Here is a 13,343-nt window from a genome sequence, read left to right on the forward strand (position 1 = left end):
CCCCGGTCATGCCGGGTTGTTTGCGCCCGCCCATAGCTCGGTCAGGGCAGGCGCATAGCTGCTCGCCATATAGACTTCACATGCCGTGTCGCCTGTCACCGCGATCCAGACGGGTATGTGATGGATCGTCGTTGCCGCGACCTGGCCGATGCCGAAGCTCGGATCCTCAGCGTCGAAGCAACCGCTGACCATCAGAAGCGTGCGCCAGCCGGGGCCGCTGAGCGTCGCGCGAACGAGGCCGCCGCCGACCGGTGTCGCTGCACCGCTGTCGGCGATCCGGGCAGCGATATCGTCGGCACGTTCGCCGGCGCCGATCAGCCACCAGCGCCTCGGTTCGACCTGGAGCAAACGGATTCCGTTCTCGACCGGGGGAGCGTCGGCAGCCCAGAGATCAAGGACGATCACGTCGCCTGCCGGCGCGGTGGTGACGGACACATCAATCACGATAACGCGTTCCCTCGCCATCGTAGAAAACCGGGTCGGTCACCGTGACTCGGACATGCTGGTCGCGGGTCGGCGAGGAGGCGAGCAGGACATCGCCCTTGCGGGCCTGGCCATCGGTCAGCAATCCAAGCGCGATCGCGCCGTCGCCCAGTACGCGGCCTGCCGCGGAGGTTACATGACCCTGCACCGGCGCGCCTGTCGCCGCGATCAGCATCGATCCTTCGGGGATTGCCCCGTCATGCGCTTCCAGGCCGACCAGTTGCATCCGTCCGTCGGCAGACAATGCCGGTCGAGTGAGGCCAGCGCTGCCGATGAAGCCGGCGCTCTTGCGCAGCATCCGGCCAAGCCCGAGGTCGTGCGGTGTCGTGCGGCCATCGGCCTCGGCACCGATCACGATATGGCCTTTCTCGATGCGCAGGAACTCAAGCGCTTCCAGGCCATAGGGGCAGCCGCCGCGCGCGCGCGTTTCGGTTTCAAGCGCATCCCACACCGGCGCTGCTTCGCTGCCCGCAGCATAGATTTCGAAGGCGCGTTCGCCGCTATAGCTTGCGGCGAGGACCAGTACCGGGACGCCGGCGATCGTTGCGTCGGCAACGCCCATATGGGCCGGCGGATCGATGCCGGCCAGCGTCGCGAGAATATCGCGCGCGAGCGGCCCGGCCAGCGCGATGCCTGCAAGATGTTCCTGCTGCGCCACCACCGACACGCGCAGATGCGGGGCCAGCACGCGGTGCGCATAGCTCAGATGGGCCTCCATCCGGTCCGCGCCGCCGGTCGAACTGGTGAGCAGATAGCGGTTTTCCTCCAGCCGCCAGAAAGTGCCGTCGTCCATCACCATGCCGTCTTCGCGCAGCATGATGGTGTAGCGCCCGCGTCCGACCGCGAGCTTCACTCCCGTGGCGCAGACAATTTCGAGCAGGGCCGCCGCGTCAGGGCCTGACACGGCAAACTTCGCGAGGGTGGAGACGTCGACGATACCGGCGGCGGTGCGCACCGCGCAGGCCTCGCGCATCGCGGCCTGATGGAGCGTCTCGCCCGCCAGCGGATAGGCACGCGGACGATGCCAATAGCCGAGCGGCTGCCAGATCGGATCGAGCCGTTGGTGCCGGTCGTACAAGGCAAGGCGGCGGCTTGGCGCGGCATGCCCCCCTCCATCGGCGCCGGCAAGGGTGCCCAAGGTGAGCGGCGTGAATGGAGGACGGAAGGTCGTGAGGCCGGCCTGCGGGATATCGACCCCGGCGGCGCCGGCGAGGCGGGCGAGGGCGGCCATGTTGCTGGTCTTGCCCTGGTCGGTCGCCATACCCAGCGTGGTGTAGCGCTTGAGATGCTCGACCGAGCGATAGCCCTCCCGCCAAGCGAGATCGATATCGGCGGCGGTCACGTCGTTCTGGAAATCGATGAAGCTGTGCTTGGGATCGGGCAGGGCAGCGGTGGCCGGGGCGATGGCCGCAACCGCGCCGGCCGCGGCACCTACGCTGGTCACCGCCTGACGCGAGACACCGGGCACGAAGGCCTGGATATCGCCCCGCCAGTCGAGCGCGCCGCCCGCCTGGCTGTGGAGATGCACGACCGGCGTGAAGCCGCCCGACATGGCTAGCAAGTCGGCATCGAACCGCCGCCTATCCGAGCCGATCCGTGCCTCGACCGATGCGAGGTGATGACGCCGTCCCTTGGTCGAGAGCGGTGCTGCATTAGTGAAGACCGGGAAACGTGTCTCGGGCGCGGCATTACGGGAGTCGAGGATCGCGACCACCTCGCCACCGGCGGCTGCGACGGCTTCGGCGGTGGCATAGGCATCGTCATTGTTGGTCGCGATCACCACGCGCCGACCGGGTAGGACATCGAAGCGGGAGATGTAGGTCCGCACCGCCTGGGACAGCATCACGCCGGGACGGTCGTTGCCCGCGAAGGTCAGCGGCCGCTCGAACGCCCCGGTCGCGAGGACGATCCGCGCCGCCCGGACATGCCAGAGGCGCTGGACCGGCGTACCGGCCGGGGGTATCTGGCCGGGTTCGACCAGCCGTTCGGCGAGCGTTGCGAAGCCATGATCCCAAAGGCCCGATGCGGTGGTGCGCAACAGGGTGCGTATGCCGGGCGGTGCATCCCCACCGAGGCGATGATCCTGTTCGACCAGGATGACGCGCGCGCCGGCCTGCGCCGCCTGGTGCGTGGCGGCGATCCCGGCCGCGCCACCGCCGACCACCAGCACGTCGCAAAAGGCGGCGCGGTGTTCGTGACGATCCGGATCGGCCTGGGTCGGCGCCTTGCCGAGGCCGGCGGCACGGCGGATCAGCTTCTCGTAAAGCATCCAGCGCGAGGGCGGGCCGAAAAAAGTCTTGTAGTAGAAGCCGGCGGCGAAGAACGGCGCGGCGAGGCCGTTGATTGCTCCCAGGTCGAAGCCGAGGCTCGGCCAGCGGTTCTGGCTATGCGCGACCAATCCGTCATAGACGAACAGGTCGGTTGCCCGCGTATTCGGCTCGGTCCGGCCGCCTTCGCCGACCGTCACCAGCGCGTTCGGTTCCTCGACTCCGGCAGCCATGATCCCGCGTGGACGATGATATTTGAAGCTCCGCGCAACCAGCCCGACGCCGTTTGCCAGCAACGCCGCCGCCAGCGTGTCGCCCGGCCGGGCAAGCATCGCGACACCGTCGAAGGTGAAACGCAACGTGGCAGCTGCGCCGCCGGAAATCCGCGAAGGGCCGCTCACCGGGGCACTGCCGGAACATAGTCAGTGACCGAGACAATCTCGTGGGTCTGGCGATGACGGCGCAGCACCAGCCATTGCCGGCAACCGAGCCCGTGGCGCCACAATTCGTCATCCAGTCCGCGCGGATTGGCGCGGGCATAGAGCCGCACGACCGCTTCATCGGCCGGCATGTCGAGCGTCACGATCGAATCGAGCGTGCGTTCATAGCTGAACTCGATCTGCGCGCGCTGGCCGCAATGGGGGCAGTGGATCAGCATCATCAGCGAAGCTGCGGCATGAAGCCGACCCCCGCTTCATCGATCGTCGCACCGCGCGCGAACCGGTCGAAGCTGAAAGGTGCTGCAAGCGGGTGCGCCTCGCCGGTTGCGAGCAGATGCGCGTAGCACCAGCCTGATCCGGGCGTCGCCTTGAATCCGCCATAGCACCAGCCGCCGTTGAGGTAGAGGCCGTCGACCGGCAGGGCCGAGATGATCGGCGATCCGTCGAAGCTCATGTCGGTCGTGCCCGACCAGCAGCGCACCATGCGCAGCCGCGACAGGGCGGGGACAAGCGCGATCGCTTCCGCCGCTGCCTTCTCGATCCGGGCAGGCAGGCCGCGTTGAGCGTAGCTGGGGAACTGATCGGGGTCGCCGCCAAGTACGATGCCGCCCTTGTCCGACTGGCTGATATAGCAATGCAGCGACTGCGACATGATGACCGTATCGATCATCGGCTTGACGGGTTCGGTGACGAAAGCCTGCAGAGTCTGGGCTTCGATCGGCAGCTTGATGCCTGCCAGGGCGGCGACCGGCCCGCTATTGCCGGCAACGCAGATGCCGACACGACCGGCGCCGATCGCGCCGCGGCTGGTCTCGACGCCGGTGATGCGCCCGCCCGCCACGACGAGGCCGGTCACTTCGCAATTCTGGATCACATCCACCCCGAGCGAGTCGGCGGCGCGGGCATAGCCCCAGGCGACGGCGTCGTGCCGGGCGGTGCCGCCGCGCCGCTGGGTCAGGCCGCCATGGACCGGGAAACGCGCGTCCGGCGACATGTCAAATAGCGGCACGATCTTGTGGACCTGGTCGCGGGTCAGCAACTCGGCGTCGATTCCAGCGCAGCGCAATGCGTCACCACGCTCGGCCAGCCGAGTCATGTCCGAATCCGAATGGCCGAGGAACAGCGCGCCGCGCGGGCTGAACATGACGTTGTAGTTCAACTCGTCGCTCATCCCCTCCCACAGGGTCAGCGCGAAATCGAACAGGTTGTGGAGGGCCGGCTGGCGATAGTTGGAACGGACGATCGTGGTGTTGCGCCCTGTATTCCCACCGCCGATCCAGCCTTTTTCCAGTACGGCGATCGATTTCACACCGTGCACCCTGGCGAGGTAATAGGCAGTGGACAGTCCGTGCCCGCCGCCGCCGATGACGACCACGTCATAGTGCTTCTTCGGCTCCGGGTCGCGCCAGGCGCGGGGCCAGTGGCGCTGGCCGGTAAAGCCTGCCCGCAGCAGTGCGAGCGCCGAATAGCGGGTCATGCCGCCCAGCCGCGCTGCTCGCGCCAATCGGGCTCGAGCGTCGCGAAGCGGGCGAGGCCGAGCTTGGCGATATCGGCGAAGGAACAGGCCCCGTCGATCACCAGGTCGCGGATAGCATGGCCGCTGGCCGGCGACAGGCCGAAGCCGACGCCAGACATGGTCGCGACGGTGACATTGCCGGGATCGGGGAGCCGGTCGAGGATCGGGCGCCCATCGGGCGTGTTCTCGATGACGCCGGCCCAGGACCGGATGACGTTCAATCCGGCGGCTTTCGGGAACATCTCGGCTACGCGCCGGGCCAGATTGCGGACAAGCGGCGAGGTTGGCCGTGCGACCGGACCCGCCGGCTCCATTGAGATCCATTCATGCGGCCCGCCGCCAAAGGCGAGATTGCCACGCAGCGTCTGGCGTCCATAGAGGCCGTTGCCGTCGACGCCGCCGATTGTCATCAGCGGGGCCGGCTCTGTCACGATCATCTCGGCACGAGCCGAGGCCAGCGGGAAATCCACGCCCAGTGGCGCGAGCAACATGCCGGATTGCGGGCCTGCCGCCACGACGAGCGAATCGCACGCGATCCGACCGCGCGGAGTCTCGACCGCGATGACCTGTCCTCCCGCGGTCACGATCGACAAGGCGGGGCAATGCTGCAGAATCTGCCCGCCCAGATCCTGCAGCGCCCAGGCATAGGCCTGTACCGTACGCTGCGGATTGGCGTGGCCGCCGAAGCGAAGATGGATACCGCCAAGGCAGGTCTCGTCGGTCAGCGGCACCATGTCCTGCGCCTGCTTCGAGTCGAGATCGTCGACCGGATATCCCATCGCTCTGCACATCCGCCCGACGGCGCGATAGTGATCGAGCAGATCAGGATCGCGCTGGATGATGATCCGTTCGCGGCGATATTCGGTGGGATAGCCGAGCAGTTCGTCCATCATCGGCCACATGCGCTGTTCTTCGGCGAAGAGCGGGCTCTGATAATGCGAGGCGCCGCCACCATTTCGGCCCGATGCTTCCCAGCCGACAATGCCCTTGTCGAGAACGACGACGTCGAGGCCGGATCGCGCCAGCCACCAGGCGGCGCTCAGACCGGTCACGCCGGCGCCGATGACGACGACGGATACGCCTTTCGGTGCTGCCGGCTCAGACATGCATGTTGCCGCCAAGGCCTGCGACATGATCGGCCTCTTCCGGGGTGCCGATCACGGCATAGGGGGTCCATTGAGTGGGGATGCCGAACCACACGTCCCAGCCTTTGGTCATCTCCGGGCCTTCCTGCCAGTCGGCGAGAATGCCGAGCGACACCGGGCGAACCGGCGCGCGGAAGCTGGCGACCGGCACCGAGGCGAGCGGCACGCCCTGTTCCTGTGCGAGCAGACATGCGACCTGATCGCGACAGCGGCGCCCCTGGCACTGGCCCATGCCCGCCCGGGTCAGCCGCTTGATCTGGTCGGGATGGGCCGGGCCGTCGTTGAGCAGGCTCGATAGCGACCGCGCGGCCATGCGTTCGGGCCGATCGAGATAGGACGGTGGCTGAACCCCGATCAGGTCGGCACGGGTCACCTCTTCGCACTGGCAGACGATCGTGTCAGCCGGGGCATGGCGGCCCAGCGCCCGGCTCCAGGCTTCGATCCGTTCGGGAGCGGGTGGGGAGGTGGTGGCGCAATCGCCGACCAAGGCTATCCGGTCGCTGGCCTCTGCCCCCGCGGCATCGAGCAGTTCGGTGGCTGGCCGGGTGCCGATCGCGAGGCAGATCGTGTCGCATGCAATGTCGACGATCGCGCCGCCACCGGCTGGTGCGATCCGGGCGGTCTCGACACCGTCGATTCCGCCCGCCGTTGAAACGATCGTGTGGCCGAGATGGATCGGCACACCCGTTGCCGACAGGCGCTCTGCGAGGTCGTCCGGGCCCTGCACAGTGTCCGCGATCTCGATGATCCCCGCGACCTCTATCCCGTGCGACAGTGCGAGCAAGGCAGTATCCAGACCGAGCCTGTCCGACCCGACGATCAGCACCCGGCGGCTCGCCAGTGCATCGTAACGGGTCAGCAGTGCCGCGAAGCCCTGGGCACCGATCACGCCCGGCTGGTTCCAGCCGGCGAAGCCAAGCACCAGGTCGCGCGCGCCCGTCGCGAGCACAAGCCGGTCGAAGCCGATCATCGACGCGCTCTCGGCATCGGCAATCCCCAGCATCGGCTCCGGCATCGCCCGCATCGCCGGGCCGTTGACGTAGAGCCCCCAGGCAACGGTGCCGAGGCGAACATCGACGCCGGCCTCGAATGCTGCCTCAAGCGCGGGGTTGGTGGCGAAAATCTGTTCCAGCATGCGGCCGGGCTGCTGCACCGCGGCGGTCATCCGCCCGCCATAGAAGAGCGGCACGTCAGTGCCCATCAATCCGCCTGGCACTGGATTCTCGTCGACCAGCAGAACTGAGGCCCCGCCCGCCGCCGCGGCGATCGCGGCAGCAGTACCAGCCGATCCGGCGCCGACGACCACGACGTCGAAATGGGCGTCGGGGGCCGGCAGCTTGCCGTCGATCGCGTGAACGTCCCGTGTCGTCACACCGCCTCCAGCGCCTGGGCGAGATCGGCGAGCAGATCGTCGACATGCTCGATGCCGACCGACAGGCGGAGCGAGGCGTCGGTGATGCCGCCGGCCGCCCGCTCATCGGGCGACAAGGCATAATGCGTCGTCGTCGCGGGGTGGGTGATCAGCGTTTCCGACCCGCCGAGGCTGACCGCGAAGCGCAGCAGTCGCAGCCGGTCCAGAAAACGAAACGCTTCGGGTTCCCCGCCCTTTACCGCGAAGGAAAAGGTCGAACCCGCCGCGCGGCATTGCCGGTCATAGACGGTGCGCGCGGGCGTGCCTGGCGCGAGGAAACCGAGATAGGTGATGCCGGCGATTTTCGGATGATCGCGCAGGAATTCGGCGACGATACGGGCATTGTCCATGGCGCGTTCGACGCGGAGATGCACCGTTTCCATCGATCGCAGCATCAGCCAGCTGGTATAGGGATCGAGATGGCTGCCGAGCGTGGTACGCAGCAACCGCAGTGGCGCGATCAACGCCGCTTTGCCTGAAACACCGCCTGCAAGCAGGTCGCTATGGCCGCCGCAATATTTGGTGAGCGAGGTCATGCAAAGATCGGCGCCGAGCTCGATCGGCCGCTGCATCAAGGGTCCGAGCAGGGTGTTATCGACGACCACGATCGGTCGGGCTCCGGTGCGCGCGCCCACCGCATCGGCGACGGCCACGACCATCGCGATGTCGACGATAGCGGCGGTGGGATTGGCCGGGCTTTCGACCACGATCAGTTTCAGCGGCCCCTGATCAAGCGCTTCCTCGACTGCGGCTTCGACGCTCGTCCGGTCGCAACCATCGGTGAATTCGGCATGGCCAACGCCGAAGCCGGGCATCAGCCCGGTATAGAGCCCGTTGGTTCCGCCATAGATCGGCCGGCTGAACACGACGCTGTCGCCGGGCCGCACATGGGCGAGGGCGATGGCGCTGTGGGTCGCCATGCCGCTGTTGAAGACTGCGGCTGCCTCCGCCCCGTCTAGCGCAGCAAGTCGTGCCTCGACCATATCGAGATTGGGGTGGCCGAGCCGCGAGTAAATATGGCCGCTGCCACCGACTTCGGGCCCGGTCCCGTCGAAATAGGCCTCGTGGATATCCTTCGCCTGCCGCGCCGAGGCATAGGCGAAGGTCGAGGTCATGTAGATCGGGGGCTTGGCGGCGTTGGCGGCACCCGCCGGATCATAGCCGGCGCGGACCGCCAGCGTCTCGGGGCGCCAAGCGGGATCGTCGGCCGCGCTCATGCCGCAGCGCGATCGAGATAGTCGGCAGCCTTGGCGCAATACCAGTCGACGAAGCGAAGTGTCAGCGATTCCGCGTCGGGGCTGTACGGGCCGGGCGTATAGCCGGGCGAGTTGACGCCGAGCTGGTTGTTCTCGGCGAATTCCTTGTCCTGCAGATTCGTGCGGGTCCATAGGTCGGTCAGCGTCTCGACGTCATAATCGACACCCTCGACCGCGTCCTCATGCACCAGCCATCTGGAAACGACATGAGTCTCGGTCGGCGAGACCGGGATCGCGGTGAAGGCGAAAGTATATTCGCTGGTCGAGTGGCAGAAATTATTGGGTTCGACCGCCCAGCGCAGCGAGCCGGTATCCCCGCCGCCTGCCTCGCACATCAGCTTCCTGACGTTGAACTGGCCGTCGGTGGTCATCGCGACGGTACCGGGGTTGAGCGGGAAGCGCACCGCCTGCCACCAGTCCTCGCCGACCGGGCCCATTGGCAGTCCGATCTCGGCCATGCGGCGACCAAAGGCGAGCGCTGGTTCGTCCTCAAGGTCGAAATAGGCCGAGGCATTCACCGGGAAGGTCAGCGACAATTCCGGATGGCCCGTCGCGCAATGATAGCATTCGCGGCCATTCTCCATCACCAGCTTCCAGTTCGCATATTCGACCAGGGTCGATTGATAGGCGAGCTTCGCATGCTGCAGATTGTGTGGCGCGAGCAGCGGAGTCAGGTCGCGCCGCATCGTTTCGATATCGGGCGGCGTCTCAGCGAGGCAGATGAAGATCGCGCCGGCGACCCGTTCGAGGTGAACCTGCTTCAGGCCGTGGTCGCTCTTCTGGAAATTCTCGGGCATGCGGCCTGCCGCGAGCAGGCGGCCGTCGAGGCCATAGGTCCAGCGATGATAGGGGCAGGTCAGGCGCGCGGTGTTGCCCTGTCCGGGCTTGCACAGGATCGAGCCGCGATGGCGGCAGCTATTGTGAAAGGCGCGCAATTCGCCGTCGCGGCCGTGCAGGATGATGACCGGCCAGCGCCCGACCATGAAGGACAGATAGTCGCCGGGCTGCCTGATCTCAGCCTCGAAGCCGGCGAACAGCCATGATTTCCCGAAGATCGCGGCGAGATCGAATTCGAACGCCGCGGCGCCGGTATAGAATGCCTGTGGGAGCGAATGGCCCGCCGGGCGCGCGCGCAGCAGCGCTGAAATATCCCCCAGGTCCAAAGCAAAATCTCCAACTTGCCCCATGGGATGAGTGGCATGACCCGATGGCCAAGCTGAAATCGCATTTGCGCATGGTGGCATGCCAAAAGCTGCAAGCGACGGAAGCGCGGGCCTGATGCCGTTGCATCAGCTCAAAAAACGCGCTTGGTATCGAAAAAGGGCATAGCCACTGCACACGGGGAGATAGCCATAGCACGCACATCAACGGTCAATCGGCGCTGGCTCCCCCTGAACGCCTTGCGGGCGTTCGACGCCGTCGGTCAGCGACTGAGTTTCACGGCCGGCGCACAGGCGCTGAACGTCTCGCAAAGTGCCGTCAGTCGTCACGTCATCAGCCTTGAGGAACTGCTCGGGCACAAGCTGTTCGACCGGTCCGGTCAGACCCTGGTGCTGACTGCCGCAGGCAAGGCGCTGCTGCCCGAAGTCAGCAAGTCCTTCGACCGGCTGGAGCAGACGATGAACGCGATCTGCGCCAATCCGAATGCGAGCCGCCCGATCCGAATCCATATCCCGCCGTCGCTGCTGCATCAGGTGGTGATGCCGATGATCCAGGCATTCCATGCCGAGCATCCGGACATTCGCATCGACATTTCAAGCTCGGGCGTCACCGGCCTGCCGAGCAACGAGACCGACATGGCGATCGTGTTCGACCGGCCTAATATCGACGACCGGGTCACCGACCTGTTGTGGATGGTCCGCGTCGCGCCCGTCTGCTCGCCGCAAACCGCTGCCGCTCATGCGGGCAAGCCGCTGGCGCAGTTCCTCGCCGACAACGACTTGCTTCACGTCAAGCTGGACGGCGAACCGCGCGGCCTGCTCTGGAGCATCTTCGCGCGTCAGTGCCGGATCGACCTCGACGTCGATCGCGGCCTTGCCTTCGATACGGCTCTCCTCGCGGTCGGCTATGCGATGAACGGCGGGGTCGCGCTGACCGATATCGACATGTTCGCGCCGGAGATTGCCGCCGGACGGCTGGTCGTCCCCCATGATTGCGTGATCGACGATGGTTTCGGCTATTATCTGAAGCTTCGCCCGGAAGACCTGGCCGATCCGACGATCAGCCTGGTACGAAGCTGGCTGATCGCGCGGTTCGCGGCGCGCCAGGCGGATCAGGCGGCGGCATGATGACCTGGGGTTTTTGCCCCATGACAAGATTGGCATCGCACGCGGCCGGGGATCGGCTATTCGGGGTTTCATGGACATGACCACGATTCCCCCAGAACGCCGGGCCGATCCGGCCACCATCGCCGTGCTCGAGACGATCGAAACCAGGCTGCGCTGGCTGTCGTCCTGGACGATCCACAACGCCAATCACCTGCGGGAGAGTCGCGACGGGCTGAAGGTCGGCGGGCACCAGGCGAGCTGCGCCTCGATCACCGCGATCATGACCGCCCTCTATTTCGGCGCGCTCAGGCCGCAGGACAAGGTGGCGGTGAAGCCGCATGCCGGCCCGGTGCTCCACGCGATCCACTATCTGCTTGGCCAGCAAAGCCTGGATGCGCTGCAGCGCTATCGCGGCATGGGTGGTGCGCAGAGCTATCCCAGCCGAACCAAGGATACGATCCCGGTCGATTTCTCGACCGGATCGGTCGGTCTTGGTGTCGCGATCACTGCCTTTGCCAGCCTGATCCAGGATTATCTGGTCGCGCACGGCGAGATGGCCGAGGCGGATACGGGTCGGATGATCGCGCTGATGGGCGACGCGGAGCTCGACGAGGGCAATATCTATGAATGCCTGATCGAGGCGTACAAGCACGATATCCGCAATTGCTGGTGGATCGTCGACTACAACCGCCAGTCACTCGACAGCACCACGGCTGACCGCATGTTCCGCCGCTTCGACGATATCTTCGAAACCTGCGGCTGGCGGGTCGAGACGCTGAAGCACGGCAAGACACAGCGCGAGGTATTCGCGCGGCCCGGCGGCGGGGCGATCGCCGACTGGATCGACGCCTGCCCCAATGCCGAGTTTGCGGTGCTCACCTATCAGGGCGGCCCGGCCTGGCGCGAGCGCCTGCTGGCTGACCTGGGTGCTGACGGCGCGGCGCGGGCGCTGATCGAGGCGCATGACGATGCAGCGCTGGCTGCCCTGATGACCAATCTCGGCGGGCATTGCATCGAGACGCTGCTCGATGCCTTTGCACGCTGCGACGACGATCGGCCGACGCTGTTCATTGCCTATACCGTGAAGGGCTATGGCCTGCCTTTTGCCGGGCACAAGGATAATCATGCCGGATTGATGAACCCGACCCAGATCGAGGGGCTGCGCAGCGATCTCGGTATCGCGCCGGGCGAGGAATGGGCGCCCTATGGCGGCCTTGGCGACAATGCCGCCGCTGCGGTGCGCTCCTTCGTCGAGGCGAGTGCGCTGGCGCAGCCGCGCGGTGTCGCTGCCGCGGCACCCGTCGCGGTGCCGGCCGTGCTGCCGGTCCCGGACGGCGCCGAACTGTCGACCCAGGCGGCGTTCGGCCGGATCCTGCTCGATCTCGCCAAGTCCGGGCACCCGCTTGCCGATCGCATCGTCACCACGTCGCCCGACGTCACCGTCTCCACCAATCTCGGCGCGTTCGTGAACCAGCGCGGGCTGTTCCGCCGCCAGGAACTCAAGGACGTCTTTTCCGCCGCACGAATTCCGTCTGCGCAGAAATGGGCCGGGCACGGCGCGGGGCAGCATATCGAACTCGGCATCGCCGAGAACAACCTGTTCCTGATGCTCGCGGCGCTCGGCCTGTCTGCGCCGCTGTTCGGCACCCGGCTGATCCCCATCGGCACGGTCTATGATCCGTTCATCGCCCGCGGGCTCGATGCGCTCAACTATGCCTGTTACCAGGATGCGCGCTTCCTGCTGGTCGCGACGCCATCGGGGCTGACGCTCGGGCCTGAGGGTGGCGCCCACCAGTCGATCAATTCGCCGCTGATCGGCATCGGCCAGCCCGGCCTCACCTATTTCGAGCCGGCCTTTGTCGACGAGCTCGCCCTCATCATGGGCTGGTCGTTCGAACATCTCCAGGCAGCGGAGGGAGGGTCGGTATATCTGCGCCTGACGACGCGGGTGATCGATCAGATCGAGCGCACCGATGACGGCTGGCAGCAGGACGCGCTGAAGGGCGGTTACTGGTTGAAGCGGCCCGGCGGCGACCGGGATGCCGCCATCGTGTTCACCGGCGCCGTCGCCCCGGAGGTTCTCGAGGCCTATAAGGAACTGGCTGACGACCTCCCCGGGCTGGGTCTTTTGATGGCGACCTCGCCCGACCTGCTCCACCGGGGTTGGTCGGCACAACGCGCAAGCCGATGGACGGGGAAAGGGGGAGGCGCCTCTCACGTCGAAACCCTGCTTGACGACCTCGCGCCCGGAGCCGGGCTGGTAACGATCATCGATGGATCGCCGTCGACGCTCTCATGGCTTGGCAGTGTCAGGGGAATGCGCGTGAGCCCGCTCGGAACCGACAGCTTTGGCCAGACGGGGGACCTGCCAGACCTGTACCATCGCTACAGGCTCGATACCGATGCCATCATCGATTCCGTCGCGAATATCTTCCTGGATACCGCGAACGGCAAATAGGGGACCGGTCAGCCGGTCTTCCTGCCGGGCATCGACATTTGCGCGCGCTGGGCGCAGCCTATCTTTCCCGGGAGAGCAATGGCTCGCCCTGACCTTGGGA

General features: G+C 66.4%; 10 protein-coding genes. 2 read left to right on the plus strand and 8 right to left on the minus strand.

Annotated features, from left to right (window positions below; genetic code table 11):
- Window positions 1-6: 6 nt before the first annotated feature.
- From P0Y59_04190 to P0Y59_04225, 8 genes are read right to left on the minus strand one after another with little or no spacing between them, the layout of a single operon-like run.
- Window positions 7-444, minus strand: a complete 438-nt coding sequence (locus P0Y59_04190) for a sarcosine oxidase subunit gamma (GenBank protein ID WEK00902.1) — start codon at window positions 442-444, stop codon at window positions 7-9.
- Window positions 437-3,151 (minus strand): 2Fe-2S iron-sulfur cluster-binding protein, encoded by a 2,715-nt coding sequence (locus P0Y59_04195; GenBank protein ID WEK00903.1) that lies wholly within the window; start codon window positions 3,149-3,151, stop codon window positions 437-439. Before P0Y59_04195 ends, P0Y59_04190 begins: the two co-directional genes overlap by 8 nt.
- On the minus strand, window positions 3,148-3,411 hold the full coding sequence (locus P0Y59_04200; GenBank protein ID WEK00904.1) for a sarcosine oxidase subunit delta: 264 nt from the start codon (window positions 3,409-3,411) through the stop codon (window positions 3,148-3,150). Before P0Y59_04200 ends, P0Y59_04195 begins: the two co-directional genes overlap by 4 nt.
- A complete protein-coding gene (locus P0Y59_04205) occupies window positions 3,411-4,667 on the minus strand; it encodes a sarcosine oxidase subunit beta family protein (protein ID WEK00905.1) in 1,257 nt (418 codons plus the stop codon). Before P0Y59_04205 ends, P0Y59_04200 begins: the two co-directional genes overlap by 1 nt.
- On the minus strand, window positions 4,664-5,812 hold the full coding sequence (locus tag P0Y59_04210; GenBank protein ID WEK00906.1) for an FAD-binding oxidoreductase: 1,149 nt from the start codon (window positions 5,810-5,812) through the stop codon (window positions 4,664-4,666). Before P0Y59_04210 ends, P0Y59_04205 begins: the two co-directional genes overlap by 4 nt.
- Window positions 5,805-7,223: an NAD(P)/FAD-dependent oxidoreductase gene (locus P0Y59_04215; protein ID WEK00907.1), complete on the minus strand. Its 1,419-nt coding sequence runs from the start codon at window positions 7,221-7,223 to the stop codon at window positions 5,805-5,807. The genes P0Y59_04210 and P0Y59_04215 overlap by 8 nt, the downstream gene beginning before the upstream one ends.
- Window positions 7,220-8,479: a cystathionine gamma-synthase family protein gene (locus P0Y59_04220; GenBank protein WEK00908.1), complete on the minus strand. Its 1,260-nt coding sequence runs from the start codon at window positions 8,477-8,479 to the stop codon at window positions 7,220-7,222. The genes P0Y59_04215 and P0Y59_04220 overlap by 4 nt, the downstream gene beginning before the upstream one ends.
- On the minus strand, window positions 8,476-9,681 hold the full coding sequence (locus P0Y59_04225; GenBank protein ID WEK00909.1) for an aromatic ring-hydroxylating dioxygenase subunit alpha: 1,206 nt from the start codon (window positions 9,679-9,681) through the stop codon (window positions 8,476-8,478). Before P0Y59_04225 ends, P0Y59_04220 begins: the two co-directional genes overlap by 4 nt.
- A gap of 237 nt (window positions 9,682-9,918) precedes the next feature.
- Between P0Y59_04225 and P0Y59_04230 the strand changes: the two genes are divergently transcribed.
- Together P0Y59_04230 and P0Y59_04235 are read left to right on the plus strand one after the other, a co-directional pair.
- Window positions 9,919-10,806: a LysR family transcriptional regulator gene (locus tag P0Y59_04230; protein ID WEK00910.1), complete on the plus strand. Its 888-nt coding sequence runs from the start codon at window positions 9,919-9,921 to the stop codon at window positions 10,804-10,806.
- A 76-nt stretch (window positions 10,807-10,882) separates the two neighbouring features.
- Window positions 10,883-13,243, plus strand: a complete 2,361-nt coding sequence (locus tag P0Y59_04235) for a transketolase (protein WEK00911.1) — start codon at window positions 10,883-10,885, stop codon at window positions 13,241-13,243.
- The last annotated feature ends 100 nt before the right edge of the window (window positions 13,244-13,343 follow it).

The sequence above is a fragment of the Candidatus Sphingomonas phytovorans genome (genome assembly GCA_029202385.1).
Taxonomy (GTDB): domain Bacteria; phylum Pseudomonadota; class Alphaproteobacteria; order Sphingomonadales; family Sphingomonadaceae; genus Sphingomonas; species Sphingomonas phytovorans.